A 23,291-nucleotide genomic window follows, 5' to 3' on the forward strand; every position below is an offset into this window, starting at 1 on the left:
CCTTCGCGCGAATTCAACTCAGGCCAACTCTAGTTCGTGGGCGACCGCGACCGGGTCGACCGCAATCGCCTGTACCTGCGGCATTCCCAGCAACGCGGTGTCGGGGTCCTTGAGCCCGTTACCGGTGACGGTGCACACGACGGTCAGGCCGGAATCCAGCCAGCCCTCGCTGTGCGCCGCGAGCAGCCCGGCCACGCTGGCCGCCGATGCGGGCTCGACGAACACGCCCTCGTGCGCCGCGACCAGGCGATATGCCGCCAGGATCTCGTCGTCGGTGGCCGCGCGGAACGCACCGCCGGACTCCTCCTTGGCCGCCATCGCGCCGTTCCAGGACGCGGGCGCGCCGATCCGGATGGCCGTCGCGATGGTCTCGGGGTTGCTCACCGGGGCGCCGTTGACCAGCGGCGCGGCCCCCGCGGCCTGCACGCCGAGCATGCGCGGCAGCTGGGTGGTGATGCCGTCGGCGTAGTACTCGCGATAGCCGCGCCAGTACGCGGTGATGTTGCCCGCGTTGCCCACCGGCAGCGCGTGCACGTCCGGTGCGCGGCCGAGCACATCGCAGATCTCGAACGACGCGGTCTTCTGGCCCTCGATGCGGGCCGGGTTCACCGAGTTCACCAGGCCGATGCTGGGGAAGTCCGAGGTCACCTTGCGGGCCAGCTCCAGGCAGTCGTCGAAGTTGCCGTCCACCTGAATGATCTTGGCGCCCAGCATGACCGCCTGGGCCAGCTTGCCCATCGCGATCTTGCCCTGCGGGATCAGCACGGCACAGGTCATGCCCGCGCGGGTCGCGTAGGCCGCGGCGGATGCCGAGGTGTTGCCGGTCGACGCGCAGAGCACCGCCTGCTGGCCCTGGTACTTGGCGTCGGTGATCGCGACGGTCATGCCGCGGTCCTTGAACGAGCCGGTCGGGTTCAGCCCCTCGACCTTGAGATAAACGTCACATCCGGTCAATTCGGACAGATGCGGTGCGGGCACCAGCGGCGTACCGCCCTCGTACAGCGTGACCGGCTCCCACTCGGCCGCACCCGCGATCCGATCGCGATAGGCCGCGATCAGACCGGGCCAGCGAGAATGCACGCCGAACTGCGGCGCCACGCCGGCCCTCGTCGACCCCGCCGTCTGCGGTCCCCGGGTCGTACTCATTCTTCGGTGCCTTCCAATCTGAGAACACTGGTGATCGATGTGACGGATTCCATCTCGCCCAGGGCGGTGACGGTGTCCGCGAGCGCGGATTCCACGGCGTGGTGGGTAACCACGACCAAGCGAGCGCCCGTGCCGTGCCCCTCTTGGCGGACGGTCGAGATGCTCACCCCGTGCTTGGCGAATTCGCCCGCCACCGCGGCAAGTACCCCGGGACGGTCTGCCACCTGCAGGTTCACGTGATAGCGGGTGGGTGTATCGCCGATCGGCGCGATCGGTAGCTCAGCATAAACCGATTCGCCCGGGGCGCGGCCACCGTAGAACTTGTTGCGCGCGGCCATCACCAGGTCGCCGAGCACCGCGGACGCGGTCGGCGCGCCGCCGGCGCCCTGTCCGTAGAACATCAGCCGGCCCGCGTTCTCCGCCTCGACGACCACCGCGTTGAACGCGCCGCTCACCGCGGCCAGCGGGTGCTTGCGCGGCACCAGCGCCGGGTAGACGCGCACCGAGACCCGGTCCTTGCCGCCCTCGGCCACAGTCGGCTCGCCCGGCCCGGCCGGCACCCGCTCGCAGATGGCGAGCAGCTTGACCGTGCAGTTCAGCGCGGACGCGGTCTCCAGATCCTCGGAGCTGATCTTGGAGATGCCCTCGCGGTACACGTCGGCCGCGGTAACCCGGGTGTGGAACGCGAGCGAGGCGAGGATCGCGGCCTTGGCGGCGGCGTCGTAGCCCTCCACGTCGGCGGTCGGATCGGCCTCCGCGTAACCGAGGCGGGTGGCCTCCTTCAGCGTGACCTCGTAGTCGGCGCCGGTCTCGTCCATCGCGGAGAGGATGAAGTTGGTGGTGCCGTTGACGATGCCGACCACCCGGTTGACCCGGTCACCGGCCAGCGACTGGATCAGCGGGCGGACCACCGGAATGGCGCCCGCGACCGCGGCCTCGAAGTAGAGGTCGGCGCGGCTGCGTTCGGCGGCGGCCGCGAGTTCGCCGGTGTAGTCGGCCAGCAGCGCCTTGTTCGCGGTCACCACCGATTTGCCGGCGTTCAGCGCGGCCAGGATCAGCCTGCGCGGCGGGTCGATGCCGCCGATCACCTCGACCACCAGGTCGACGTCCTCGCGGGCGACCAGGGCGTCCGCGTCGGTGGTCAGCAGATGCGGCGGGAGGCCGCGATCGTTGTCCAGGTTGCGGACCGCGACGCCGCGCAGCACCAGCGGCGCGCCGACTCGGGAACGCAGGTCTTCGGAGTGTTCGCGCAGAATCCGCACGACCTCCGTGCCCACATTGCCCATACCGAGGACCGCGACACCGATCGGTTGATCTCTCCCCCAGGTGTTCGGTGCGGGATTCGTCATGATTCAACCTCCAAGCTGAGCAGGTCCGCCACCGTTTCCCGGCGCAGAATGAGTCGCGGTTGCCCGTCGCGTACCGCGACCACCGCGGGGCGGGTCAGCTGGTTGTATCGGCTGGACATCGAGTAGCAGTACGCGCCGGTCGCGGCGACCGCGATCAGATCGCCGGGGCCGACGTCCTCCGGCATCCAGGTATCGCGGATGACGATATCGCCACTCTCGCAATGCTTTCCGACGACGCGCGCGACCACGGCGGCGGCCTCGGACGAGCGCGAGACCAGGCGGCAGTCGTAGTCGGCCTGGTACAGCGCCGGGCGGATGTTGTCGCTCATGCCGCCGTCGACGCTGATGTAGCGCCGGCGCAGACCACCGTCGAGCGAGACGTCCTTGATGGTGCCGACCTCGTACAGCGTGACCGTGCCCGGCCCGGCGATGGCGCGGCCGGGTTCCACCGCGATCTTCGGTTCGGGCAGGCCGATGGCGGCCGCCTCGGCGGCGACCAGGTCGCGCACCTTGCCGGCGAAGTCGTCCAGCGGCGGCGGATCGTCGTTGGGCAGGTACGAAATGCCAAGTCCACCACCGAGATCCAGCGTGGATATCTGCGCGGTGCGGTCGACGCCGAACTTCTCGATGGCGTCGTGCAGCAACCGCAGCATGCGGCGCGCGGCGATCTCGAAGCCGTCGATCTCGAAGATCTGCGAGCCGATGTGGCTGTGCAGGCCGACCAGGCGCAGGTTGTCCGCGTCGAAGACCCGCGCGAGCGCCTCCATGGCGTCGCCGCCGGCGATCGAGAAGCCGAACTTCTGATCCTCGTGCGCGGTCGAAATGTATTCGTGCGTATGGGCTTCCACGCCGACGGTGACCCGGACCAGCACGTCCTGCAGCACGCCGGCCCGGCCCGCGATGGCCTCCAGGCGCTCGATCTCGATCAGCGAGTCGACGACCACGTGGCCGACCCCGGCGGCCACCGCCGCCTCCAGCTCGGTCGCCGATTTGTTGTTGCCGTGCAACGCGATTCGCTCCGCGGGGAAGCCCGCATGCAGGGCGACCGCGAGCTCGCCGCCGGAACACACATCCAGCGACAAGCCCTCGTCCCGGATCCAGCGGGCGATCTCACCGCACAGGAAAGCCTTGGACGCGTAGTGGACTCGCGCGTTCGGGCCGAACGCGCGCACCATGTCGCGGCAGCGCGAGCGGAAGTCGTCCTCGTCGATCACGAACAGCGGCGTGCCGAAATCGGCGGCCAGTTCGTGCACCGGCACACCGGCCAGCCGCACCACGCCGTCGTCGTCCCTGGCCGCGTTGCGCGGCCAGACATTCGCCGGCAAATCGATCAGCTGCTGCGGGTCGCGGGGGCGCTCCGGCAGGTTGGGGGCGTGCGGGATCTCGGCGTGCCGAGGTCCGGCTGGGTGCGCACTCACGATAGTTCTTCCTCCCTCGCGCTCGGCTGAAAGTCCCGGTGCCCGTTCACATGCGCTCCGGTGCGCTGACACCGAGCAGGGCGAGGCCGTTCGCGAGGACCTGCCGGGTCGCGTTGACCAGCACCAGGCGCGCGGCGTTGGTGGGGCTGACGGGCTCATCCCCGAGGGGCAGCACGCGCAGGTTCTTGTTGGTCTGGAAGCGGTGGTAGGTACCGGCCAGTTCCTCCAGGTAGCGGGCGACCCGGTGCGGCTCGCGCAGGCTCGCGGCGCTGCTCACCACCCGCGGGTACTCGCCGAGGGTGCGGATGAGCTCGCCCTCCTCGTCGGCGGTCAGCAGGGCGAGATCCGGTGTCACCCGGTCGTATTCGAGCTCGGCCGCGTTGCGCGCGATCGATGCGGTGCGCGCGTGCGCGTACTGCACGTAGTAGACCGGGTTCTCGCTGCTCTGACTGGTCCAGAGGTCGAGGTCGATATCGATGCTCGAATTCACCGAGGAACGCACGAGCACGTACCGCCCGGCGTCGACGCCGATCGCCTCGACCAAATCCTCGAGCGTGACCACGGTGCCCGCACGCTTGCTCATTTTCACCGCGACACCGTCTTTGAGCAGATTCACCATCTGCCCGATCAGCACCTCGACGGTGGCCGGATCGTCGCCGGAAACCGACGCGATCGCCTTCAGCCGGCCGATATAACCGTGATGGTCGGCGCCGAGCATGTAAATGCACAGGTCGAAACCGCGGTCCCGCTTGTTCTGGAAGTAGGCGATATCGCCGGCCACATATGCGGGCTTGCCGTCGCTTTTGATGACGACGCGATCCTGGTCGTCCCCGTATTCCGAACTCGCGATCCACCAGGCGCCGTCTTTTTCATAAAGATCGCCGGAATCCTTGAGCTTGGCCACGGCCTGCTCGACCGCGCCGGACTCGAACAGCGAGCTCTCGTTGAAGAACACGTCGAAATCGGTGCCGAACTCGTGCAGCGTCTGCCGGATCTGGGCGAACATCAGCTCCACGCCCTCGGCGCGGAACAGCTCCTGCCGCTCGTCCTCGGGCAGGGACAGCGCGCCCGGGTGCGCGGTCACGATCGTGTTCGCGATCTCGGTGATGTACGCGCCCGCGTAGCCGTCGTCCGGCGTCGGCGCGCCGGTGGCCGCCGCGACCAGCGACCGGGCGAACCGCTCGATCTGCGCCCCGTGGTCGTTGAAGTAGTACTCGCGCACCACGTCGGCGCCCTGCGCGGCCAGGATCCGGCCCAGCGCGTCGCCGACCGCGGCCCAGCGGGTGCCGCCGAGGTGCACCGGCCCGGTCGGGTTCGCCGAGACGAACTCCAGGTTGATCCGGGTGCCCTTCAGCGTCTCCCCGGTGCCGTAGGCGGCGCCTGCGGCGAGCACCTGCTCGATGATCGCGCCCTGCGCGGACGCGGCCAGCCGGATGTTCAGGAAGCCGGGCCCGGCGACTTCGGCGGAGGCCACCCCGTCGGCCGCGGTCAACGCCTCGGCGAGCCAGGTCGCCAGATCGCGCGGATTCGCGCCCGCCTTTTTCGCGACCTTCATCGCCACATTCGTGGCATAGTCGCCGTGTTCGGGGTTGCGGGGGCGCTCGACAGTGACCTCGTCGGGCAGGACCGCGGGGTCCAGTCCGCGTTCGACAAGCACCTTCGCCGCAGTGGCGCGAAGGAGATCTGCAAGGTCAGCTGGAGTCACGAGTCTCTATCCTATGGTCTTGGCGGGTGTACACCTCGAGTGGGCACTGCGCCGGAACCGTCCGCAACCCACAGCACCCTGCGGATCCATCATCTCGAGAGAGCACAACGAGCGATGCCGAGTAGTCCCAGCGCCAAATCGGCCAAGGCCGCCGCCAAGTTGTCCGGGTCCCGTAAAGGGGGCGGGCGTGGACAACTGCCGAAGAAGAATCGTCAGATCCCCTGGTTGGCCATCGGCGCGGCCGTAGTCATCATCGCACTCATCGGCGCCCTCGCCTACAGCCTGGTACCCAAGTACCAGGAGAAGGCCGACCTGGAGAAGTTCACGCCCAGCGCGGACCGCAAGGACCCCTCGGACTCGATCCCCGGCGTGGTCAAGAAGGACTACCCGGCCGGGCTGCACATCGGCCCGACCCAGCGGGTGGCCTACGACCAGAGTCCCGCGTTCGGCGGACCGCACGACGCGTCCTGGGCCACCTGCACCGGCGTCGTGTACGACAAGCCGATCCGGATGGAGAACGCGGTGCACTCGCTCGAGCACGGCGCGGTGTGGATCGCCTACAACCCGGACAAGGTCGACGCCGCCGGTATCGACGCGTTGAAGAGCAAGGTGCAGGGCAAGACGTACTCGCTCATGTCGCCGTACCCCGGTCTGGACCACGCGGTTTCGCTGCAATCGTGGGGCCATCAGCTGAAGCTGGACAGTGCCGACGACAAACGCGTCGGTCAGTTCATCACGGCACTGCGCCTGAACAGCTACACCTACCCCGAGGTCGGCGCGGACTGCTCGACGATCGCGTTCGACACCGACAACCCGCCGCCGTTCGACCCGACGCCGCCCGGACCCGGCGCGGTGCCGATGGACGGCAAGGGCTTGCAGCAGGACCAGAGCGAGGTCGGCGGGATGCCCGGCGGGCTGCCGGGCGTGCCCGGAGTTCCGGGGCTGCCCGGTCTGCCCGGCGCGCCCGCGCCGAACCAGCCCCGCCCGCCCGTGCCGAACCCGGCTCAGCCCGGGCCGGCCCAGCCGCAGCCGAGTCAGTAGTGACCACCGAGGTCACGCCGGATTCCACGGAGTCCGGCCTCGGCGCCCAGATCCGCGGGCAGCGCACCGCGCTGCTGATCCTCGGCGTGATCGGCGCCATCCTGATCGGCGTCGCCATCGGCGCGCTGATCCGGCTGCCGCTCAACGGCTCGTCCGAACCCGATCCCGGCGCGGTGGACGTCGGCTTCACCCAGGACATGTCGGCCCATCACGCGCAGGCCGTCGAGATGGCCGGCGTCGTGCTGGTCCGGTCCACCGACACCGACGTGCGTCGCCTCGCCTACGACATCATGACCACCCAGCAGAACCAGGTCGGCCGCATGCAGGGCTGGTTGCAGCTGTGGGGCAAGCCCGCGCAGAGCGTCGACGGCTACATGGGCTGGATGAGCGCGCAACCGGGCGGCCACGGCCACTCCGGCGGCGCGCAGGCCATGTCCGGCCCCATGGCGACGATGCCCGGCATGGCCACCCCCGGCGACCTCGCCGCGCTGCGCCAAGCCACCGGCCCCGCTCTCGACACCCTGTTCCTGCAACTCATGCTGCGCCACCACCAGGGCGGCCTGCCGATGATCGAGTACGCGGCCGAGCACGCCGAGACCACCGCCGTGCGCACCCTCGCCGACACCATGGACCAGACCCAGCGCGGCGAAGCCCAGCTCATCACCACCATGCTCACCGCGAAGGGCGCGGTCCCGCTCCCGCCGAACTGACCCCGAACCGCCGCCCCCGACAACCCTTTTTGGCTCCCGGCGACCGATGCGATACGCTTTCCCCGCCCGAGCGGCGGCGTCACCGCCACCGCTCGACACCTATCCCGCCCTCGTAGCTCAGGGGATAGAGCGTCTGCCTCCGGAGCAGAAGGCCGCAGGTTCGAATCCTGCCGAGGGCACCGCAGAGAGGCCCCTGATCAGCGATATGCGATCAGGGGCCGTTCTGGTTTTTGGAACATGGTGGGGCGCAGGGCGATTCGCTACGCGGTCGTCGGGGTGAAGGTGATCTTGGCGCCGGTCAGCGTGATCGTCGCGTTCTCGAATCCCTGGGCCTCACACTTTTCCCACTTCAGACCCTTGAATTTGCCGGTGAGTTTCGCCGAGGTTTCCTTCTGCGGGCTTGCCGCGGTCGTTTCGGCCGTGGCCATGACGTCCGACGCGCCACCCTTCAGATCAGCGGTGACCGTGCCACCGCCTTTCTTGAAGTTCTTGCCGTCGTCGATGATTTTCTCGATCTGCAGCATGCACTTGCCGCTCGTGCTGCCGTCATAGGTCGGCCGATTGTCCTCGATGCTGATCTCGGTCCCGACGAGTCCCGCTTTACAGCCTGCCCCTTCGCCCGACATGGCCACGTCCGGCACCGTGAGCTTGTAGAAACCGTCCGCGTCCTTGGCCACCTTGATCTTGGTATCCGGGATCGTGCAGGTGTAGGCCTTGCCGTCGTCCGCCGCCGCGGCGATCGGCTGCGTCGCGCCGACCATGCTGTAGCCGAGCGCGGACACGCCTACCAGGCCCGCGGCGACGAGCACCCCACGCCGAACTCCCCTACGGCCACGAATCGAGCTCGGCCTGCCCGCTTGCTGATGTCCCATCGAAATCCTTCCCATCGTCCTAACGGTGGTCCGACGGCAACCCGTTGAATCGGCCTGCAAGCCGATACCGGCGCAGCCGTCACCTTGAACAGAGCGGATGAAGAACTCGATCGCGGGCCAGACGCTACCATCCGGAATTACCGAAATGCCGGATTTCACCCTCGCTCGCACCACATCGTCCACCGGCCGCGCCCGACGTCCCAAACTGTTCCGGCCGGTAGCAATCGAGTTCCGACTCTTGTTCGTAGCGAGGCCGGAAGTAGATGGGTGCGGATCAGCTCGGGCAGTCAGCGCTCGGCGAGTTCGGCGCGGAAAACAGCTGCGAACGATCAGCTCGCGATTCGGTCAGGCGCAGCTGACCTTGAAGTCGGCGGTCTGGGTGGTGCCGGGGACGATGTCCACCTTGACCGAGGTCGAGCTCTTCGGCTCGCAGCCGGAGGCCGAGGTGAACTGGGCCTGGTAGCAGCCGGGGGGCAGATCGGTGGCGGCGGTGCCGTCAGGCCCGGTGGTGAGGGTGGTGAGCATCGGGCCTGCCGCGCAGGTGGTGATGCCGATCTGCGCACCGGCCACGGCGTACGGCTCGGCGCCGGTCATCTGGGCCTGCACCCGCAACGTGCCCTGTCCGGCGGGCGCCGGATCGGCCCCCGCCGCGCCCTGCGCGATCGCCAGCAACCCGACACCGAGGACGGACATGCCGATCAGTCTGCGCATTCGAATCTCCTTCTGCACGAACGAACATGGGCGGTCATCCGCACCCGGCAAATATAGTCGGCCTGCCGCGCGCCGGCGCGGGACATGCCCGAGCCGCCGGCCGGTGAGTCGACCGGGCCGTTTCCCGCTCACCCGGATACCCCGTTGACGTAACCTTCGAACAAGCCGAGGGGGGCTGACGGAGGACGAGACGATGACTTATCCGCCGGGCGGGCAGCCGCCGCAGCAAGGACCGCAGTATCCGCAGCAGCAGCCCACCGAATATCCGCCGCCGACGGGCTACCCGCAGGCAGGCTATCCACCACCACCGCCCGGGCATCAGCCGTCGCGCAAGGGCAAGGCCGGCCTGATCGTCGGGCTGATCGCGGTGGTGCTGCTGGCGCTCGGCGGCGTCGTCGTGCTCGGCGCCGTGCTGACCGCGCAGGGCAGGGGACCGCTCGCCTCGGACGGAAAACGGATCGAGAACGCGATCCGCGACTTCTACGACACCTTGGACAACAAGGGATTCCAGGCCGCCGCGGCCAAGGCGTGCGCGGCGGACCGGGCCGAGTTCGAGGCGCTGCCCGAGCAACAGCGGCAGGAGTTCGAGTCCGCGACGGTCGCGGTGAACATCGATAAGATCGAGAACATCGTGATCACCGGCGACACCGCGACCGCGCACATCGTCGGCAAGCTCACCCTCGAGGTGCCGGGCCAGGCGCCCGACACCGACACCAGCACCACCGAACACCTGAAGAAGGAAGACGGCAAGTGGAAGGTCTGCTCAGCGGTCACCGGCAAGAATTGACGCCACACCCGCGCGCATGAACGAACGAGCCTCGTGTTGCGGACCGTCCCGGCGAACCGTGCTCGGCGCCATCGGTTTTGCCGCGCTACTGCCGCTGGCGCGCGCGGGTTCGGCTCGGGCCCAACCGAATCCGCTGATCGCCACCGATCTGGAAGTGGTCACGATCACCGATCGATCGGTGATCGTGACCTGGACAACGGTCGCGCCCGATCCGGCCGGCCGTCTGGTGCCGGTGGATTCCGACGCGGAACTGCGTCTGGCCCCGGCGGATTCGACGCGCGCGCCGGTTCCGGTCTACGCCGACGCACAGCCGACCCCCTTCCACTACGCGGAGATCGACGGCCTGGAACCCGGTCGCACCTACCGTTTCGAGGCCCGGTCCAACGGCGTGTGCGCGATTCCCGCGCTCTCCTTGACCACGCTCGGCCCCGGCTCTCCCGAATCCACCGGCCGATTCACCACATTGGTGCCCCCGCCCGGCCGTCCGCTGAGCACCCTCGCTCTCGCCAACGACGTGCATTACGGCGAGGAGGTCAGCGGTCTGCTCGTCGCCAACCTGCCGCCCGGTGTCCGGCAAGATGTCCCGCCGTATCCCGAGGTGATGCTGGCGGCCATGCTCGACGATCTACGCCGTCCCGACCGCGCCGCCGAACGACTACTCATCGCCGGCGATCTCACCAGCGAAGCGGCCCTTGATGATTCGCGCGCCGTCCGCGCGCGGCTCGACACCTGGGGCACGCTGGGCGAGGACTACCTCGTCGTCCGCGGCAACCACGATCGCCCGCACACCGGCCCCGAGTACGCGGGTTGCCCGCCCGCCCCGGCCGACCACCACGACTGCTGGGCCGAGGCTTTCGTCCCGCCCGGGCAACTGGTCGACCACGAGTTCGGCGGCCTGCGCGTGCTCGGCCTGGACACCAGCGAACTCGACGGCTCCGGCGGCACCATCGACCGCCCCCAGTTCGATCTGTTCGCCGAGCGACTCCGCGCCGACCCCGATCGCCCGACCCTGGTCTTCGGCCACCACCCGGTCACCACCGAATCCGGCCTGACCAATCTCGCGGGTCCCGGCTTCGTGCTCAACGGCCGCGACAGCGCCGAACTGCAGGCCCACTACGACCGCTCCCCCGGCGTCTTCCTGCACCACAGCGGCCACACCCACCGCAATCGCCGCACCCGCCCCGACACCGGCTGCGCCGTCGAATTCCTGGAAGTCGCTGCGGTGAAGGAATATCCGGGCGGCTACAGCCTGCTGCGCCTCTACGAAGGCGGCTACATGCTCAACTTCTACAAGACCCGCACCGAAGCGGCCCGCCGCTGGAGCGCGGCCACCAGATCCGAATACTTCGGCCTGCTCCCGGATTACACGCTCGGCACCACGGCGGACCGCAATCACGTTGTGCTGCGCGATTTCTCGGGACTCGGCTGAGCGCCGTGCATGGTTCGAGGCGCTCGGCCCGGCCGTGGCACCGGCCGGACCGAGCGTTATCGCCGGCGGCGACCCTCGAACCCCTTGGAGCGAGCGGCGGGAATTGAACCCGCGTAAACGGCTTTGCAGACCGTTGCCTCAACCACTCAGCCACGCCCGCCTCACGATTGATAGTGCCGTTCCCGGGCTCCCTGACCCACCCTTGCGCTCACGGTGATTCGAAGCGGGTGTGACCCGAAGCCTCCCCGATGTCCCCGAACCGCGCCCACCCGCATGGAATGATCGGGGAATGTCTCGGCCACGCCCGCTTCCGCTCGACCCGATCGAGGAGGCCCATCGCCAGTGGGTCGGCCACGGCTGGGGTGACGTGGCCGATGGCATGGCCGCGGTGACCTCGCTGGTACGCGCCCAGCAAATCGTGATGGCCCGGGTGGACGAGGCGCTGAAACCGACCGGTTTGACCTTCTCCCGCTACGAATTGCTCATGCTGCTGAGCTTCAGCAAGACCGGCGCACTGCCGATGGCGAAGGCCAGCGCGCGCCTGCAGGTGCACCCGACCAGCGTGACCAACACCGTCGATCGGCTGGAGGCGGCGAAGCTGGTCGAACGGGTGCCGCACCCCACCGACCGGCGGGCGACGCTGATCGAGATCACCGATGCGGGAAGGGAATTGGTCGCGCGGGCGACCGAGGAACTCAACACCCGGGTCTTCGCGCTACCCGGCCTCGCACCGGACCGGTTGCATACGCTGCTGCAGTTACTGGCGGAATTCCGACATGCCGCAGGCGACTTCGACACCGGCGGCGAACCGGCGCGCTGGTCCGCGACCTGATCGAAAAGAGACGACCGTACTGGTCGGTTCAATACACCCGCGAGTTGACCACGCCGTAACGGTCCGGCATCCAACTAGCGAATTTCCCGGCCCGTTGTCTTGGCAGCGGCGGCAAAAAGGTTCACCATGTAAACCATGGTGCTGGTCTTGGGGGTATCGGCGGGCGCTGGGGGCGCACGCGCGATGCTGACTCACTCCGATCAGCCGCACCTCCCGCCGATTGATCGCTGCGCGGTGCCGCGGCGCGCGGGCGGCGGGGTCGAGGAACCGGTCTTCGAGGCCATCCGCCAGATGCGCGGCGCCGCCGACCGGCGCGACGAACTGGTCACCGGAACGGCCGTGACCTGCCGCTGCACCCTGCACGCCGATGCCATCCGGTCCGCGGCCGGGCGCAACCGCCTCACCATCGTCGACGAACCGCTGGCGCAGCTGCGCTATCTCCGATTCACCGGACAGCTGCCCAACGAGGGCACCGTCCTGCTCTACGACCTGGGCACGTCCGGCCTGACCATCACGCACGCCGACTGCCGCACCGACACCATCCTGGCCGGCAAGCGCAGCACGGTGCTCGGCGGCGACGGTTACGACGCGCTGCTGCGCTGGCAGCTCGCGCGCGGCGGCGTGCTCACCGACAAGCTGACCAGCCGCAGGCATCGCGAGGCGTTGAGCAGCGAGCGCGTGGTCACCGCGATCGACCCGATCTCCGGCGGCCGCGAGGTGGTCACCCGCAGCGACCTCGCCGAGTTGTGCGCCGCGAGCCTGCATCATTCGGCGTCGTTCGTGCGGCAGCTGATCGAGGAGAGCGGGGTGCGGCCCGAGGCGCTGGTGCTGCTCGGCGGCTGCACCCGCAACCCGGCCATCCGCGACGAACTCGCGGAGCTGATCGACCTGCCGATCATCTACGACCCGGAACCGGACTACGTCTCGGCCCGCGGCGCGGTGCTGCTCGCGGCCGAACGCCACAGCGGCGACGTGCGGATGGCCAGGGCCAGGGCGGGCGCGGGACTGTCCGCGTCGCTGGTGCACGGTTCGGTCGACCGGCGCAAGCTCATCGCCGCGGTCGCGGTCACCGCGGCGCTCGGCGCGACGATCGCCGGCATCCTGGCGATGGACCGGCCGTCGACCGAACCGAGCCACGGCACCCCGTCGACGCCGGTGGAGATCGTCGGACCGGCGCCGTCGAGTTTCGGCTAGCCCGGATGCCCGCCGGCTAAGTGGACAGGCATTCTGCTCAGCGGTTGGTGAACTTCGCCGGCCGCTTCTCCACGAACGCGCTCATGCCTTCCTTCTGATCCTCGATCGCGAAGAGCGAGTGGAAGACTCGGCGTTCGAAGCGCAGCCCCTCGGCCAGCGTGGTCTCGAAGGAGCGGTTGACCGCCTCCTTCGCGATCATGGCGACCGGCAGCGACATCGACGCGATGGTGTCGGCCACCTCGAGCGCGGTGTCCAGCAGCTCGGCGGCGGGCACGATGCGCGAGACCAGCCCGGCGCGCTCGGCCTCCTCGGCGTCCATGTTGCGGCCGGTGAGCACCAGATCCATCGCCTTGGCCTTGCCGATCGCGCGGGTCAGCCGTTGCGAGCCGCCGATGCCGGGGATGACGCCGAGTTTGATCTCCGGCTGCCCGAACTTCGCGGTGTCGGCCGCGATCAGGATGTCACAGATCATCGCCAGTTCGCAGCCGCCGCCGAGGGCGTAGCCCGCCACCGCGGCGATGGTCGGCTTGCGGAACGCGGCGAGCCGGTCCCAGCGCGCGAAGTAGTCGTTCAGGAACATGTCCATGTACGACTTCGGCTGCATCTCCTTGATGTCGGCGCCGGCCGCGAAGGCCCGATCCGAGCCGGTGATGACCACGGCGCCGATCTCGTCGTCGCGCTCGAGCTCGTCGAGCGCGGCGATGACGTCGTCGAGGACCTGGGCATTGAGCGCGTTGAGCGCCTTCGGGCGGTTCAGCGTGATCCAGCCGACCCGGCCCTTGCGCTCCAGCAGAATCGTCTCGAAGTCCGTCACTCGGCACCTTCCAAGTCGGGGGTCAGGAATATCGGTGACGATACAGCAGACAGGTCGGCCGACCCGCCCGCAGCGCCCCGATGGGATTCTGAAGTTGTTACAGCACAACGGAATTCACGCTCCAGCCGCGTCTCGATCGCTGGTCAATTCCGTATACACCCGCAAGCCCTCGGCGATCTTCCCCGCCGCGTTCTCCAGTTGCTCGGGCGGCAGGTACTTGCCGAACGCGGCCGCGTCGAGCAGCTGGTCACGGACCTGTTCGAGGTTCATCCTGGCCCAGTCCTGGCGGGAAAGTGGAGACACGGCTCGAACAATACCTCGAGTCGAACGCATGTTCGAGACGTGTCATCCGTTTCGGTTCATCGCGTCAGGCGTCGGCGCCCGGGACGTCGCTGCGGTCCCGGATCTCGGTGACGATCGCCGAGAAGTCCCGCGCACCCGAGGACTCGTTGAACCGGTGGTAGATCTCGGCCGCGAGCAGGCCGAGCCGGCCGTCGATGCCGTTCTCGCGCAACGCGTTCGCGGCCAGGCCCAGATCTTTGGTCATCAGCGCGGTGGCGAAACCGGGCCGATAGTCGTTGTTGGCCGGACTGGTCGGCACCGGGCCGGGAACCGGGCAGTAGCTGGTCAGCGCCCAGCTCTGGCCCGACGCGGTGGAGACGACGTCGAAGAACGACTGGTGGGTCAGCCCCAGCTTCTCACCGAGCACCAGGGCCTCGGACAGGCCGATCATCGAGATGCCGAGCAGCATGTTGTTGCAGATCTTGGCCGCCTGGCCGACGCCGGAGCCACCGCAGTGCACGACCTTGCCGCCCATCACCTCGAGCAGCGGCAGCGCATCGGCGAAGTCCTCGGCGCCGCCGCCGACCATGAAGGTCAGCGTGCCCGCGGCCGCGCCGGCCACGCCGCCGGAGACCGGGGCGTCCAGCGCGCGGTGACCCGCGCCGATGGCGAGCACCGCGGCCGACTTGGCGTCGGCGACATCGATGGTGGAGCAGTCGATGAACAGGGTGCCGGGCTTGGCGGCGGGGAGCAGTTCGGCGTACACGTCGAGGACGAGTTTTCCGTTGGGCAGCATGGTGATCACGACCTCGGCGTCGGCCGCCTCGGCGGCCGTGCGCACCACGGTGGCGCCGTCCTCGGCCGCCTGCTCCTGGGCGGCGGGCACCGGATCGTAGGCCAGCACCTCGTATCCGGCCCGCACCAGGTTCGCCGCCATCGGCGCGCCCATGTGGCCCAGCCCGAGGAATCCGATCTTTTCAGTCATTGCTCACCAAACCCAGTTCCTGATCGCCCAATTCGGCGAAGTATGCGTCGACCTGTGCGGTGGTGACCTCGGCGAGGGTCGCCGGGGACCACTGCGGATTGCGGTCCTTGTCGATTACCTGCGCGCGGATGCCTTCCACCAGATCGGGCGAGGACAGCGCCGCGATGGAGACCCGGTACTCCTCGTTCAGCACGGTCTCCAGGTCCGGCGCGGTGCGCGCCGAACGCAATGACCGTAGCGCCACCTTCAGCGCGACAGGCGATTTCGTGAGAATGTCCGCGGCGGCCTGCGCGGCCTCCGGCGCCTCGGCGGCCTGCAGGCGGGCGACGATCTCCTCGACCGTGTCCGCCCGGTAGCAGGCGTCGATCCAGGATCGCTGTCCGAGCAGGCCGGATTCCGGTGCGGCCGTGGCGAACTTGGCGATCGCCACCTCGGCGGCCTCGGTGCGCAGCGTTTCCAGCAGGGCCGGCAGGTGTTCGGCGGCGACGAAGTAGTCGGCGAAGCCGGCGGCGATGGCGTCGCCCGCGGTCATCCGGGCGGTGGTCAGCGCGACGTGCGTGCCGACCTCGCCGGGACTGCGCGAAAGCAGGTAGGTGCCACCGACATCCGGGACGAAGCCGATGCCCACCTCGGGCATGCCGATCTTGGACCGCTCGGTGACGATCCGGTGGCTGCCGTGGCCGGAGAGGCCGACGCCGCCGCCCATCACGATGCCGTCCATCACCACCACATACGGCTTCGGGTAGCCGCCGATCAGCGCGTTGAGGACGTACTCGTCGCGCCAGAAGCGGCCGGTCGGCGAGTCCGCGCCGGTGGCTCCGCCGGTCGCGTCGGTGTGGATGGCGACGATATCCCCGCCCGCGCACAGTCCGCGCTCCCCCGCGCCGGTCAGGACGACGGTGCGTACTTCGTCGTCGTCCGCCCAGGCGCGCAGCGCGTCGGTAATGGCCAGGGTCATCGAGTGATTCAGCGCGTTGATGGCCTTGGGCCGGTTCAACGTGATGAGCCCGAGCCCATCCGCCTTCTCGATCAGCACTTCCGGTTCGCTCATGCCGCTCCTACCACCGCGCGGGCGACGACCACCCGCATGATTTCGTTGGTGCCCTCGAGGATCTGGTGCACCCGCAGATCTCGGACGATCTTCTCCAGGCCGTATTCGGCCAGGTAACCGTAGCCGCCGTGCAGTTGCAGCGCCTTGTTCGCCACCTCGAAGCCCGCGTCGGTGGCGAATCGCTTTGCCATGGCGCACAACTCGACCTTGTCCGGCGCGTCAGCGTCCAGCGCCGCCGCCGCCCGCCAGAGCAGGGTGCGGGCGGCCTCCAATTCGGTGCGCATGTCGGCGAGCTGGAAGCGCAGTGCGTCGTTCTTCAGCAGCGGCTTGCCGAACGCCTGACGCGCGGCCAGGTACGGCACCGTCTTGTCCAACGCCGCCTGCGCGCCGCCGACCGAGCAGGCGGCGATGTTCAGCCGTCCGCCGTTGAGGCCGTTCATCGCGATGCGGAAGCCGTCGCCCTCCGCGCCGAGCAGGTTCGCCGCGGGCACCCTGGCGTCGTCGAAGATCACCTGCCGGGTCGGCTGCGCGTGCCAGCCCATCTTTCTTTCGTTGGCGCCGAACGAAACTCCCGGGGTATCCGCGGGCACGATGAAAGCCGAGACACCGCGCGCGCCCGCCGCTCCGGTGCGCGCCATCACCACGTACACGTCGGTCGCGCCCGCACCGGAGATGAATTGCTTTGTGCCGTTGAAGATGTAGTCGTCGCCGTCGCGGACTGCCTTGGTGCTCAACGCCGCCGCGTCCGAACCCGCGCCCGGCTCGGTCAGCGCGTAACTGGCCAGCAGCTCCATCGACGTCAGCCGCGGCAGCCAGCGATCGCGTTGCGCCGCATCGCCGTAGGCGTCGATCATCCAGGTCGCCATGTTGTGGATGGAGATGTAGGCCGCGATGGCCGGGCACCCGGTGGCGAGCTGTTCGAAGATGCGCACGGAGTCGAGCCTGCGCAGGCCCGAACCGCCCACGTCCTCCCGGACGTAGATGCCGCCGAGCCCGAGCGGACCCGCCTTGCGCAGCACGTCGATCGGAAAGTGCTTCTGCTCATCCCATTCCAGGGCGTTCGGGGCGAGGAACTCGTCGGCGAATCCGCGCGCGGTGTCGCGGATCGCCTGCTCGTCTTCGTCGAGGATGAACATGGTCAGTCCATCGTGGGGATGACGAAGGCATTGGGAGTGGAGCCTGCGGAACGACCCACGGGGCCGAGCTCCTTCATCCCGGAAGGCCAGCGCTGCGTGACGGTCTTGGTCTTGGTGTAGAAGCGGAACGAGTCCGGGCCGTGCTGGTTCAGGTCGCCGAAGCCGGAACGCTTCCAGCCGCCGAAGGTGTAGTACGCGATCGGCACCGGGATCGGGACGTTGATGCCGACCATGCCGACCTGCACGCGGGCGGCGAAGTCGCGGGCGGTGTCGCCGTCGCGGGTGAAGATCGCGACGCCGTTGCCGTATTCGTGCTCGTTGGCCAGGCGCAGGCCCTCCTCGTAGTCCTTGGCCCGGACGACGGCGAGCACCGGACCGAAGATCTCTTCCTTGTAGATCCGCATCTCCGGGGTGACCTTGTCGAAAAGCGTTGCGCCGACGAAGTATCCGTCCTCGCCGCCGGGCACCGTCACGTCGCGGCCGTCGATCACCAGCTCGGCCCCCTCATCGATGCCGATCTGGACGTAGTTGTGCACCCGGTCCACACCGTCTTTGCCGACCAGCGGGCCGTAGTCGGCGCCGGGATCGTCGGAGCGGCCGATGTTCAGCTTCGCCACCCGCTCGGTGAGCTTGGCCAGCAGGCGATCCGCGGTCTCCTCACCGACCGGCACGGCCACCGAGATGGCCATGCAGCGCTCGCCCGCGGAACCGTAACCGGCGCCGATCAATTGGTCGGCGACATCGTCGAGGTCGGCGTCCGGCATCACGATCGCGTGGTTCTTCGCGCCGCCGAAGCACTGGGCGCGCTTGCCGTTCGCGGTCGCGGTCTCGTAGATGTACTGGGCGATCGGGGTGGAGCCGACGAAGCCGACAGCCTTGATCCGCGGGTCGTGCAGCAGCGCGTCGACGGCCACCTTGTCGCCGTTGACCACGTTGAACACCCCCGGCGGCAGGCCGGCCTCGAGGAACAGCTCGGCCAGGCGCAGCGGCACCGAGGGGTCGCGCTCGGAAGGCTTGAGCACGAACGCGTTTCCGGTGGCCAGCGCCGGGCCCGCCTTCCACAGCGGGATCATGGCCGGGAAGTTGAACGGGGTGATGCCCGCGACGACGCCGAGCGGCTGGCGCATCGAGTAGACATCGATGCCGGTGCCCGCGCTCTCGGTGTACTCACCCTTGAGCAGGTGCGGTGCGCCGACGGCGAACTCGATCACCTCGAGGCCGCGCTGGATGTCGCCCTTCGCGTCGGCGATGGTCTTGCCGTGCTCCGAAGACAGCAGCGCCGCAAGCGAATCCATCTCGTCCTGCACCAGCGTCAGGAAGCGCATCAGCACCCGCGCCCGCTTCTGCGGGTTGAAGGCGGCCCAGACCGGCTGCGCCGCTTCGGCATCGGCGATGACCGCCTCGACCTCGGACTTGCCGGCCAGCGGCACCCGCGCCTGCACCTGGCCGAGATTCGGGTCGAAGACGTCACCGAAGTTGCCCGAGGTGCCCGCGACGTGTTGCCCGCCGATGAAGTGAGTGAGTTCGCGAACCATGCCAGTCCTGTTCTGGTAGCCGACCGTGACACCGCTTGGCGCGGTATGCGGTCATCCTATAGTTGGACGTCCATGTATTTGCGGAGTGTGAGCCATCCCACGTTCCGCCGCTTCGGGGCGATGACCGTTCGGCTCGGCGGAAATCGCCGCTACCAGTCAGTTCATCGGGCTAGCTCGATGGTTTCGGTGCCCGGCCGAGGACGTACGCGCCGAGCCCGAGTACCACGGCCCCGACCACCAGCACCACGATCGCAGTGGCGAGGACGCTGTCCGTCCATCGGGTCACCGCCTGCCCGGTCGCGAGCGCGACCGCGAGCCCGCCCCCGATCACCAGCACGGTCGAACGCCGCTCGGCGAACAACGCGAAGCAGACGACGGCCACCAGCAGGCCGAGCAGAAACGCCCACCAGTTGTCCCCATCGACGATCACCGCGCCGATCAACGAGATCCCTACCGCGACGGCATAACCCAGCCAGGCCTCCGCGAAACCGCCGATCCTGGTGAGCGCGAACCAGATTCCGCCGACAACCAGCATGCCGAGTCCGGACCAGACGTCGTCGACGCCCGCGAGATCGCCGAGCACCGCGGGCAGGAACGCGCTGAACGCACCGCAGGCGAGCATCCCGATCACCGACGGCACCGCGCGATAGCCGAGCACGGCGGCCACCAGGCCCGCGATCACCGCCCACGGCGCCGCATCGTCGGTGCCGTTGTCCAACGCCGTGCCCACCGTCCCGGCGATCGCCACGGCCGCGAGCGCGAGCAACGCCGACGCGAGCCGAACCCGGGACCCGTGCGGATCCCGCTCGAACAGCCTGCCCGGCCCGCCGAGCACCGCGATCGCGCCGAGCACGAGCCCGAACGACACCGCGAGCAGCACCGCGACCCGCCCACCGCGCGCGAGATCGTCCCAGGACGACCCGATCACCAGCGCGATGCCACAGAACACCAGCCCAGCCCCGACATAGGCCGCGATCTCGGCCAGGATCTTCCCGCGCGGCCGCGACTCCCGCGCCTCCAGCACCGCCATGACCGCGTCGAACTGCGCCTCGGTCAGCACACCCTGCTCGACCAGCCCCCGCACAGCCAACCTCTGGTGTGTCGCCATCACCCCATCATCCCCGCACCGACGAGCCGCCACGCACGTTCCACCGCACCGCGCAAAGGATGTGGGGCGGCTCGACAGCGGGTGCGCGGGGTTCAGGACTCCGGGCCGAGTTCCACGACGGTGCCGGGGTGAGCCAGCGACGCCACGGTGATGCGGCCGCCCTTGGCCTGGTCGATGATCTGTCCCTGCCACGCGACGAAGCAGGAGGCGGCTTCGCTGTTGTAGGCGTTGGTCAGGATGGGGGCCAGCACCTTGGCGAGGTCGCCCTCGGCGGCGATCAGCTGATCCCGGTAGGGGCCGTAGTACGGCAGGATCGCCTGCAAGACAACGGCTTCCACACCCTGAACCTGGGTGATGAACGGGTCGATGGCCGGCTGGTACCGCGCCAGGATCGGGGCGATCTCGGCCAGCACCGGCCCCGCGAGTTGCAAGATCGGCTGGTAGACCGAGCCGAGCGCGAACGCCTCCGAGGAGAACGGACCCGCCAGCGGAGCGAGTCCGATCAGCGAGGCGAGCCCGCCCTGCTGCTTCGGCGCGGGCCAGCCGAGCGGGCACGCGGGCTGCGCCGCGAGCGGTGCGGCGGCGAACGGGTTCGCACCGCCGGCGCCGCCGAGCGGAACGGAGCTGTTCGGCGCACCGCCGCCCAGCGGAACCGAACTGTTCGGAGCGCCCGCGCCCAAGGGCACCGAACCACCGGGCGCACCGGTATTCGGCGCGGCCGTCCCGGGATTGATGGCGACGACGGCGGACGCACCACCCGAGCCGAGCGGAACCGACGCGGCGGGTGCCGGGCCACCGCCCGGCGCGGGAGCCGCGGCCGCAGGCGCGGGAGCCGTTGCGGCAGGCGCGGGAGCCGTTGCGGCAGTCGGCGTTTCGGCCGGAGCCGCGGGCGCGGCCGGCCGCGCCGCCGCGGCGGGCTGCTCCTGGGTGATCACCACGCTGGTGACGTCGTCGTCCTGCCGCACCGTCAACGCGGTGACCGCGACCGCGCTGCCGATGACCGTCAGCGCGGCCACCGCGCGGACGGCACTGGCGAGCGCGGGCCTGGTCGTCGTGCGAGAACTCATCGGGCCGTACTCCTTCTGCTGTCTATTTGACCGGGGCCGCTGGCGATTCGGGCGCGGCGGCGGCTGGTTCGTACACGCCCTCCAGGTGCCAGACGCCGGTGAAGCCGTTGAACGGCCCGCCGACGATGAGGCTGGTCCACTGCAGGGTGAACTTGCGGGTCTTCGCGTCGAAAGTGCCGGTGGCCGGGGGCCCCTGGGCGGCATCGGCGGTGGGCTTGTCGAACCACTGCTTGGCCACCCAGTCCCAGACCTTCTGCACCTGTTCGGCACCGGCCACCTGCGCGTCCTGCTTCTCCGGCGGCTTCGGCGCGCCCTGGTTGAACTCCTGGTCGTTCCACGAGGCCGCCCAGGACGACACGTCGGCGGTCAACTTGCCGCCGTCGTTCGTCACCGAGGGCGGCGGCACCCGGCGCTGGGTCTGCGGGTCGGTCGGATTGGTGGAGATGCCGAACTCGACGGCGAAGAACTTGGTCGGCTTGGTGATCGACGCGGACAGCGAATTCCCCTGGGCGAAGCCGGGGTTCGGCTCGCTCTGGTATCCGCCGATGCGCAGTCCGCCCGCCGTGCCCGGTTCGAGCAGGGTGGTCGATCCGTTCTGCGCCGGGGAGTCGCCGTTGGGCATGTAGGGCCCCTTCTCCGGTGTGCCACCCGGCTGCACCATGCGGAACCAGGTGCCCGCGACGCTGTCGCCGGACACCGAACCCGGGGTGAAGCGCAGCAATCCGACCAGCGGCTCCGGCCCGCTCGAGGCCGGGGCGTCGTCGCTGCTGGAACACCCGGACACCCCCAGCGTCAGCGCGGCCAGAACGGTCGCCGCGATCAGCTTTCGTGCGCTCATGCCGGATTACCTCCTACGTGGTTGGCCCGCAACCGGTTCGGCAGGCGCAGGCCCTCCACCGTGGCGGCCAGCACGAAGATGCCGGGTACCAGGTAGCAGAACCCGAGCCCGCGGAACGCGCCGAAGCCGATCGGTCGGGTCGAGTCGTTCAGCGCGACAACGGCTTCGAAGTTGCGCACGTTGTCGTTCATCGCGCCGATCAGCGCGGCGAACCGCGAAGTCATCGGCTGCCAACGGGTTTCGAGCGTGGTGATGCCGGTGAGATCGGCCTCGGGGTGGGCGGTGCGGACGGCGGCGGTGTAGCGGCTGTTGAGTTCGCCGTCGGCCGCGACCAGGGTGACGAAGTAGCCCTGCAACTTCCGGACCTCGTCGTGGGTCAGGATCGGCCGCAGGTCGTCGATCAGCGGCTGCGCCGCGGGCGAGGCCGGGAACAGCCCGCCGAGCAGCGGCACCGCGATCAATCCGAGCGCGGCGAGTCCCGCGACCGAGCGCCAGACCAGGGCCTGCCTGCCTTCCTTCGCGCGCCGGTAGCCCAGCACGCCCGCGCCGGTCAGGATCGCTCCCGGCAGCGCGAGCAACCACGGCAACGTGCCGAAAAGCGGTACCGCGGCGAGCTTTTCGTAATTTCCCCGGTTGTCGTCGATCGCGCCGATCATCCCGGACATGTGATAGTCGATCTCCGGGTAATCGCGGACGAACTGATCCACCCGTTCGAAGCTGCCCGGCTGCTGACCGTTCTTCTGCAACGTGACCACATTGGTCCGCGCGTCATCCAGCACCTGGAGATCGTGGCGATATCCGTCGATGCTCGACCGGGTCATGTACGGCTCGAACGCGTCGATCATCGCCTCCCCCTTGACCGCTCGCGGGAACATGCCGGTGACGATGGGGGCGAGCACCAGCAGCACGCCGATCGCGACGATCAGCACGAACGGCCACCGTTTCCAGGGCCGCGGCGGCGCGGGCTCGGGGTTCGAGACGAACTCCGAATAGGCCGGCAGCCCCGACACCGCCGTCACTGCCGTTGCCGACGGACGATCCGGTCCGCGTTGAAGAACACCCCGGCCGCCGCGACCGCGACGACGAGCAGCGTCGGCACCACCCACGCCGGGGTGTGCCTGCCGCGCGGGACCTCGACGGTCTTCGAGGCGAGCACCGGATCGGCGTGGATCGGCTGCTGCGCCTGGGCTTGCGCCACCGGCGCGGCGGCCGGTGCCGGAGCCGGAGCGCCGGGGGCGGGCGCGGCCGGCGCCGCGGGGCCGGGGGCCGGCGCCGCCGGTG

The 23,291-nt window shown here is 69.2% G+C and carries 22 protein-coding genes, 2 tRNA genes and 1 pseudogene; 7 read left to right on the plus strand and 18 right to left on the minus strand.

Annotation, left to right across the window (positions count from 1 at the left end):
- Nucleotides 1-18 precede the first annotated feature (18 nt).
- The 4 genes from thrC to argS are packed head-to-tail and all read right to left on the minus strand — an operon-like array spanning nucleotide 19 to nucleotide 5,618.
- Nucleotides 19-1,146 carry a threonine synthase gene (gene thrC, locus ACFQ9K_RS43890; RefSeq protein ID WP_378721937.1) on the minus strand — a complete coding sequence of 376 codons (1,128 nt, stop codon included), beginning with the start codon at nucleotides 1,144-1,146 and terminating at the stop codon, nucleotides 19-21.
- The gene (locus tag ACFQ9K_RS43895) at nucleotides 1,143-2,495 is read right to left on the minus strand and encodes a homoserine dehydrogenase (RefSeq protein ID WP_378721938.1); all 1,353 of its coding nucleotides are present in this window, start codon (nucleotides 2,493-2,495) and stop codon (nucleotides 1,143-1,145) included. The genes thrC and ACFQ9K_RS43895 overlap by 4 nt, the downstream gene beginning before the upstream one ends.
- A complete protein-coding gene (gene lysA / locus ACFQ9K_RS43900; RefSeq protein WP_378721939.1) occupies nucleotides 2,492-3,913 on the minus strand; it encodes a diaminopimelate decarboxylase in 1,422 nt (473 codons plus the stop codon). The genes ACFQ9K_RS43895 and lysA overlap by 4 nt, the downstream gene beginning before the upstream one ends.
- A gap of 46 nt (nucleotides 3,914-3,959) precedes the next feature.
- Nucleotides 3,960-5,618 carry an arginine--tRNA ligase gene (gene argS, locus ACFQ9K_RS43905; RefSeq protein ID WP_378721940.1) on the minus strand — a complete coding sequence of 553 codons (1,659 nt, stop codon included), beginning with the start codon at nucleotides 5,616-5,618 and terminating at the stop codon, nucleotides 3,960-3,962.
- Nucleotides 5,619-5,732: 114 nt separating this feature from the next.
- On the opposite strand from argS, the gene ACFQ9K_RS43910 reads away from it, so the two are divergent.
- The 3 genes from ACFQ9K_RS43910 (at nucleotide 5,733) to ACFQ9K_RS43920 (ending at nucleotide 7,548) form a co-directional block, all read left to right on the plus strand.
- Nucleotides 5,733-6,659, plus strand: coding sequence for a DUF3105 domain-containing protein (locus ACFQ9K_RS43910; RefSeq protein WP_378721941.1), 927 nt, complete (start codon nucleotides 5,733-5,735; stop codon nucleotides 6,657-6,659).
- Nucleotides 6,659-7,369 carry a DUF305 domain-containing protein gene (locus ACFQ9K_RS43915; protein WP_378721942.1) on the plus strand — a complete coding sequence of 237 codons (711 nt, stop codon included), beginning with the start codon at nucleotides 6,659-6,661 and terminating at the stop codon, nucleotides 7,367-7,369. The genes ACFQ9K_RS43910 and ACFQ9K_RS43915 overlap by 1 nt, the downstream gene beginning before the upstream one ends.
- A gap of 106 nt (nucleotides 7,370-7,475) precedes the next feature.
- Nucleotides 7,476-7,548, plus strand: a tRNA-Arg gene (locus tag ACFQ9K_RS43920).
- Nucleotides 7,549-7,629: 81 nt separating this feature from the next.
- Here ACFQ9K_RS43920 and ACFQ9K_RS43925 read toward each other — a convergent pair.
- Together ACFQ9K_RS43925 and ACFQ9K_RS43930 are read right to left on the minus strand one after the other, a co-directional pair.
- A complete protein-coding gene (locus tag ACFQ9K_RS43925; protein ID WP_378721943.1) occupies nucleotides 7,630-8,178 on the minus strand; it encodes a hypothetical protein in 549 nt (182 codons plus the stop codon).
- 408 nt (nucleotides 8,179-8,586) lie between these two features.
- Entirely contained in the window at nucleotides 8,587-8,952 is a 366-nt protein-coding gene (locus tag ACFQ9K_RS43930) for a hypothetical protein (RefSeq protein WP_378721944.1), read from the minus strand.
- 193 nt (nucleotides 8,953-9,145) lie between these two features.
- Here ACFQ9K_RS43930 and ACFQ9K_RS43935 point away from each other — a divergent pair, with 193 nt between their 5' ends.
- Together ACFQ9K_RS43935 and ACFQ9K_RS43940 are read left to right on the plus strand one after the other, a co-directional pair.
- Entirely contained in the window at nucleotides 9,146-9,739 is a 594-nt protein-coding gene (locus tag ACFQ9K_RS43935; protein WP_378721945.1) for a hypothetical protein, read from the plus strand.
- Nucleotides 9,740-9,755: 16 nt separating this feature from the next.
- Complete coding sequence (locus ACFQ9K_RS43940; protein WP_378721946.1) at nucleotides 9,756-11,168, plus strand: metallophosphoesterase; 1,413 nt, start codon at nucleotides 9,756-9,758, stop codon at nucleotides 11,166-11,168.
- 85 nt (nucleotides 11,169-11,253) lie between these two features.
- On the opposite strand, the gene ACFQ9K_RS43945 is transcribed toward ACFQ9K_RS43940, so the two are convergent.
- Nucleotides 11,254-11,328: transfer RNA gene (locus ACFQ9K_RS43945), tRNA-Cys, on the minus strand.
- Nucleotides 11,329-11,457: 129 nt separating this feature from the next.
- Here ACFQ9K_RS43945 and ACFQ9K_RS43950 point away from each other — a divergent pair.
- Both ACFQ9K_RS43950 and ACFQ9K_RS43955 read left to right on the plus strand, forming a co-directional pair.
- Complete coding sequence (locus ACFQ9K_RS43950) at nucleotides 11,458-12,000, plus strand: MarR family winged helix-turn-helix transcriptional regulator (RefSeq protein ID WP_378721947.1); 543 nt, start codon at nucleotides 11,458-11,460, stop codon at nucleotides 11,998-12,000.
- 135 nt (nucleotides 12,001-12,135) lie between these two features.
- Nucleotides 12,136-13,194: an Hsp70 family protein gene (locus ACFQ9K_RS43955; protein WP_378721948.1), complete on the plus strand. Its 1,059-nt coding sequence runs from the start codon at nucleotides 12,136-12,138 to the stop codon at nucleotides 13,192-13,194.
- 37 nt (nucleotides 13,195-13,231) lie between these two features.
- Here the strand turns inward: ACFQ9K_RS43955 and ACFQ9K_RS43960 are convergent, their stop codons facing one another.
- The 11 genes and pseudogenes from ACFQ9K_RS43960 to ACFQ9K_RS44010 form a co-directional block, all read right to left on the minus strand.
- Nucleotides 13,232-14,008: an enoyl-CoA hydratase gene (locus ACFQ9K_RS43960; RefSeq protein ID WP_378721949.1), complete on the minus strand. Its 777-nt coding sequence runs from the start codon at nucleotides 14,006-14,008 to the stop codon at nucleotides 13,232-13,234.
- 114 nt (nucleotides 14,009-14,122) lie between these two features.
- A complete protein-coding gene (locus tag ACFQ9K_RS43965) occupies nucleotides 14,123-14,311 on the minus strand; it encodes a DUF6374 family protein (RefSeq protein ID WP_378721950.1) in 189 nt (62 codons plus the stop codon).
- 64 nt (nucleotides 14,312-14,375) lie between these two features.
- The gene (gene mmsB, locus ACFQ9K_RS43970; RefSeq protein ID WP_378984519.1) at nucleotides 14,376-15,275 is read right to left on the minus strand and encodes a 3-hydroxyisobutyrate dehydrogenase; all 900 of its coding nucleotides are present in this window, start codon (nucleotides 15,273-15,275) and stop codon (nucleotides 14,376-14,378) included.
- Nucleotides 15,268-16,326 carry an enoyl-CoA hydratase/isomerase family protein gene (locus ACFQ9K_RS43975; protein ID WP_378721952.1) on the minus strand — a complete coding sequence of 353 codons (1,059 nt, stop codon included), beginning with the start codon at nucleotides 16,324-16,326 and terminating at the stop codon, nucleotides 15,268-15,270. The genes mmsB and ACFQ9K_RS43975 overlap by 8 nt, the downstream gene beginning before the upstream one ends.
- Nucleotides 16,323-17,462 carry an acyl-CoA dehydrogenase family protein gene (locus tag ACFQ9K_RS43980; protein WP_378721953.1) on the minus strand — a complete coding sequence of 380 codons (1,140 nt, stop codon included), beginning with the start codon at nucleotides 17,460-17,462 and terminating at the stop codon, nucleotides 16,323-16,325. The genes ACFQ9K_RS43975 and ACFQ9K_RS43980 overlap by 4 nt, the downstream gene beginning before the upstream one ends.
- Nucleotides 17,463-17,464: 2 nt before the next feature.
- The gene (locus ACFQ9K_RS43985; RefSeq protein ID WP_378721954.1) at nucleotides 17,465-18,997 is read right to left on the minus strand and encodes a CoA-acylating methylmalonate-semialdehyde dehydrogenase; all 1,533 of its coding nucleotides are present in this window, start codon (nucleotides 18,995-18,997) and stop codon (nucleotides 17,465-17,467) included.
- Between the two features lie 169 nt (nucleotides 18,998-19,166).
- Nucleotides 19,167-20,105: a DUF2157 domain-containing protein gene (locus tag ACFQ9K_RS43990; protein WP_378721955.1), complete on the minus strand. Its 939-nt coding sequence runs from the start codon at nucleotides 20,103-20,105 to the stop codon at nucleotides 19,167-19,169.
- Nucleotides 20,106-20,197: 92 nt separating this feature from the next.
- Entirely contained in the window at nucleotides 20,198-21,172 is a 975-nt protein-coding gene (locus tag ACFQ9K_RS43995; protein ID WP_378721956.1) for a hypothetical protein, read from the minus strand.
- A 22-nt stretch (nucleotides 21,173-21,194) separates the two neighbouring features.
- Nucleotides 21,195-22,010, minus strand: coding sequence for a hypothetical protein (locus ACFQ9K_RS44000; protein WP_378721957.1), 816 nt, complete (start codon nucleotides 22,008-22,010; stop codon nucleotides 21,195-21,197).
- The gene (locus ACFQ9K_RS44005) at nucleotides 22,007-23,029 is read right to left on the minus strand and encodes a hypothetical protein (protein WP_378721958.1); all 1,023 of its coding nucleotides are present in this window, start codon (nucleotides 23,027-23,029) and stop codon (nucleotides 22,007-22,009) included. Before ACFQ9K_RS44005 ends, ACFQ9K_RS44000 begins: the two co-directional genes overlap by 4 nt.
- Nucleotides 23,026-23,291, minus strand: a pseudogene (locus tag ACFQ9K_RS44010) (hypothetical protein); the annotation flags it as partial. The gene ACFQ9K_RS44005 and the pseudogene ACFQ9K_RS44010, both read right to left, overlap by 4 nt.

This window comes from Nocardia sp. NPDC056564 (genome assembly GCF_042793755.1).
Taxonomy (GTDB): Bacteria; Actinomycetota; Actinomycetes; order Mycobacteriales; family Mycobacteriaceae; genus Nocardia.

Coding starts and splice junctions, on each gene's coding strand:
- ACFQ9K_RS43910 (WP_378721941.1), top strand. CDS start 5,733: ATGCCGAGTAGTCCCAGCGCCAAATCGGCCAAGGCCGCCGCCAAGTTG.
- ACFQ9K_RS43940 (WP_378721946.1), top strand. CDS start 9,756: ATGAACGAACGAGCCTCGTGTTGCGGACCGTCCCGGCGAACCGTGCTC.
- ACFQ9K_RS43950 (WP_378721947.1), top strand. CDS start 11,458: ATGTCTCGGCCACGCCCGCTTCCGCTCGACCCGATCGAGGAGGCCCAT.
- ACFQ9K_RS43955 (WP_378721948.1), top strand. CDS start 12,136: ATGGTGCTGGTCTTGGGGGTATCGGCGGGCGCTGGGGGCGCACGCGCG.
- thrC (WP_378721937.1), bottom strand. CDS start 1,146: ATGAGTACGACCCGGGGACCGCAGACGGCGGGGTCGACGAGGGCCGGC.
- mmsB (WP_378984519.1), bottom strand. CDS start 15,275: ATGACTGAAAAGATCGGATTCCTCGGGCTGGGCCACATGGGCGCGCCG.
- ACFQ9K_RS43990 (WP_378721955.1), bottom strand. CDS start 20,105: ATGGCGACACACCAGAGGTTGGCTGTGCGGGGGCTGGTCGAGCAGGGT.
- ACFQ9K_RS44000 (WP_378721957.1), bottom strand. CDS start 22,010: ATGAGCGCACGAAAGCTGATCGCGGCGACCGTTCTGGCCGCGCTGACG.
- ACFQ9K_RS43895 (WP_378721938.1), bottom strand. CDS start 2,495: ATGACGAATCCCGCACCGAACACCTGGGGGAGAGATCAACCGATCGGT.
- ACFQ9K_RS43980 (WP_378721953.1), bottom strand. CDS start 17,462: ATGTTCATCCTCGACGAAGACGAGCAGGCGATCCGCGACACCGCGCGC.
- ACFQ9K_RS43985 (WP_378721954.1), bottom strand. CDS start 18,997: ATGGTTCGCGAACTCACTCACTTCATCGGCGGGCAACACGTCGCGGGC.
- ACFQ9K_RS43935 (WP_378721945.1), top strand. CDS start 9,146: ATGACTTATCCGCCGGGCGGGCAGCCGCCGCAGCAAGGACCGCAGTAT.
- ACFQ9K_RS43995 (WP_378721956.1), bottom strand. CDS start 21,172: ATGAGTTCTCGCACGACGACCAGGCCCGCGCTCGCCAGTGCCGTCCGC.
- ACFQ9K_RS43930 (WP_378721944.1), bottom strand. CDS start 8,952: ATGCGCAGACTGATCGGCATGTCCGTCCTCGGTGTCGGGTTGCTGGCG.
- ACFQ9K_RS43975 (WP_378721952.1), bottom strand. CDS start 16,326: ATGAGCGAACCGGAAGTGCTGATCGAGAAGGCGGATGGGCTCGGGCTC.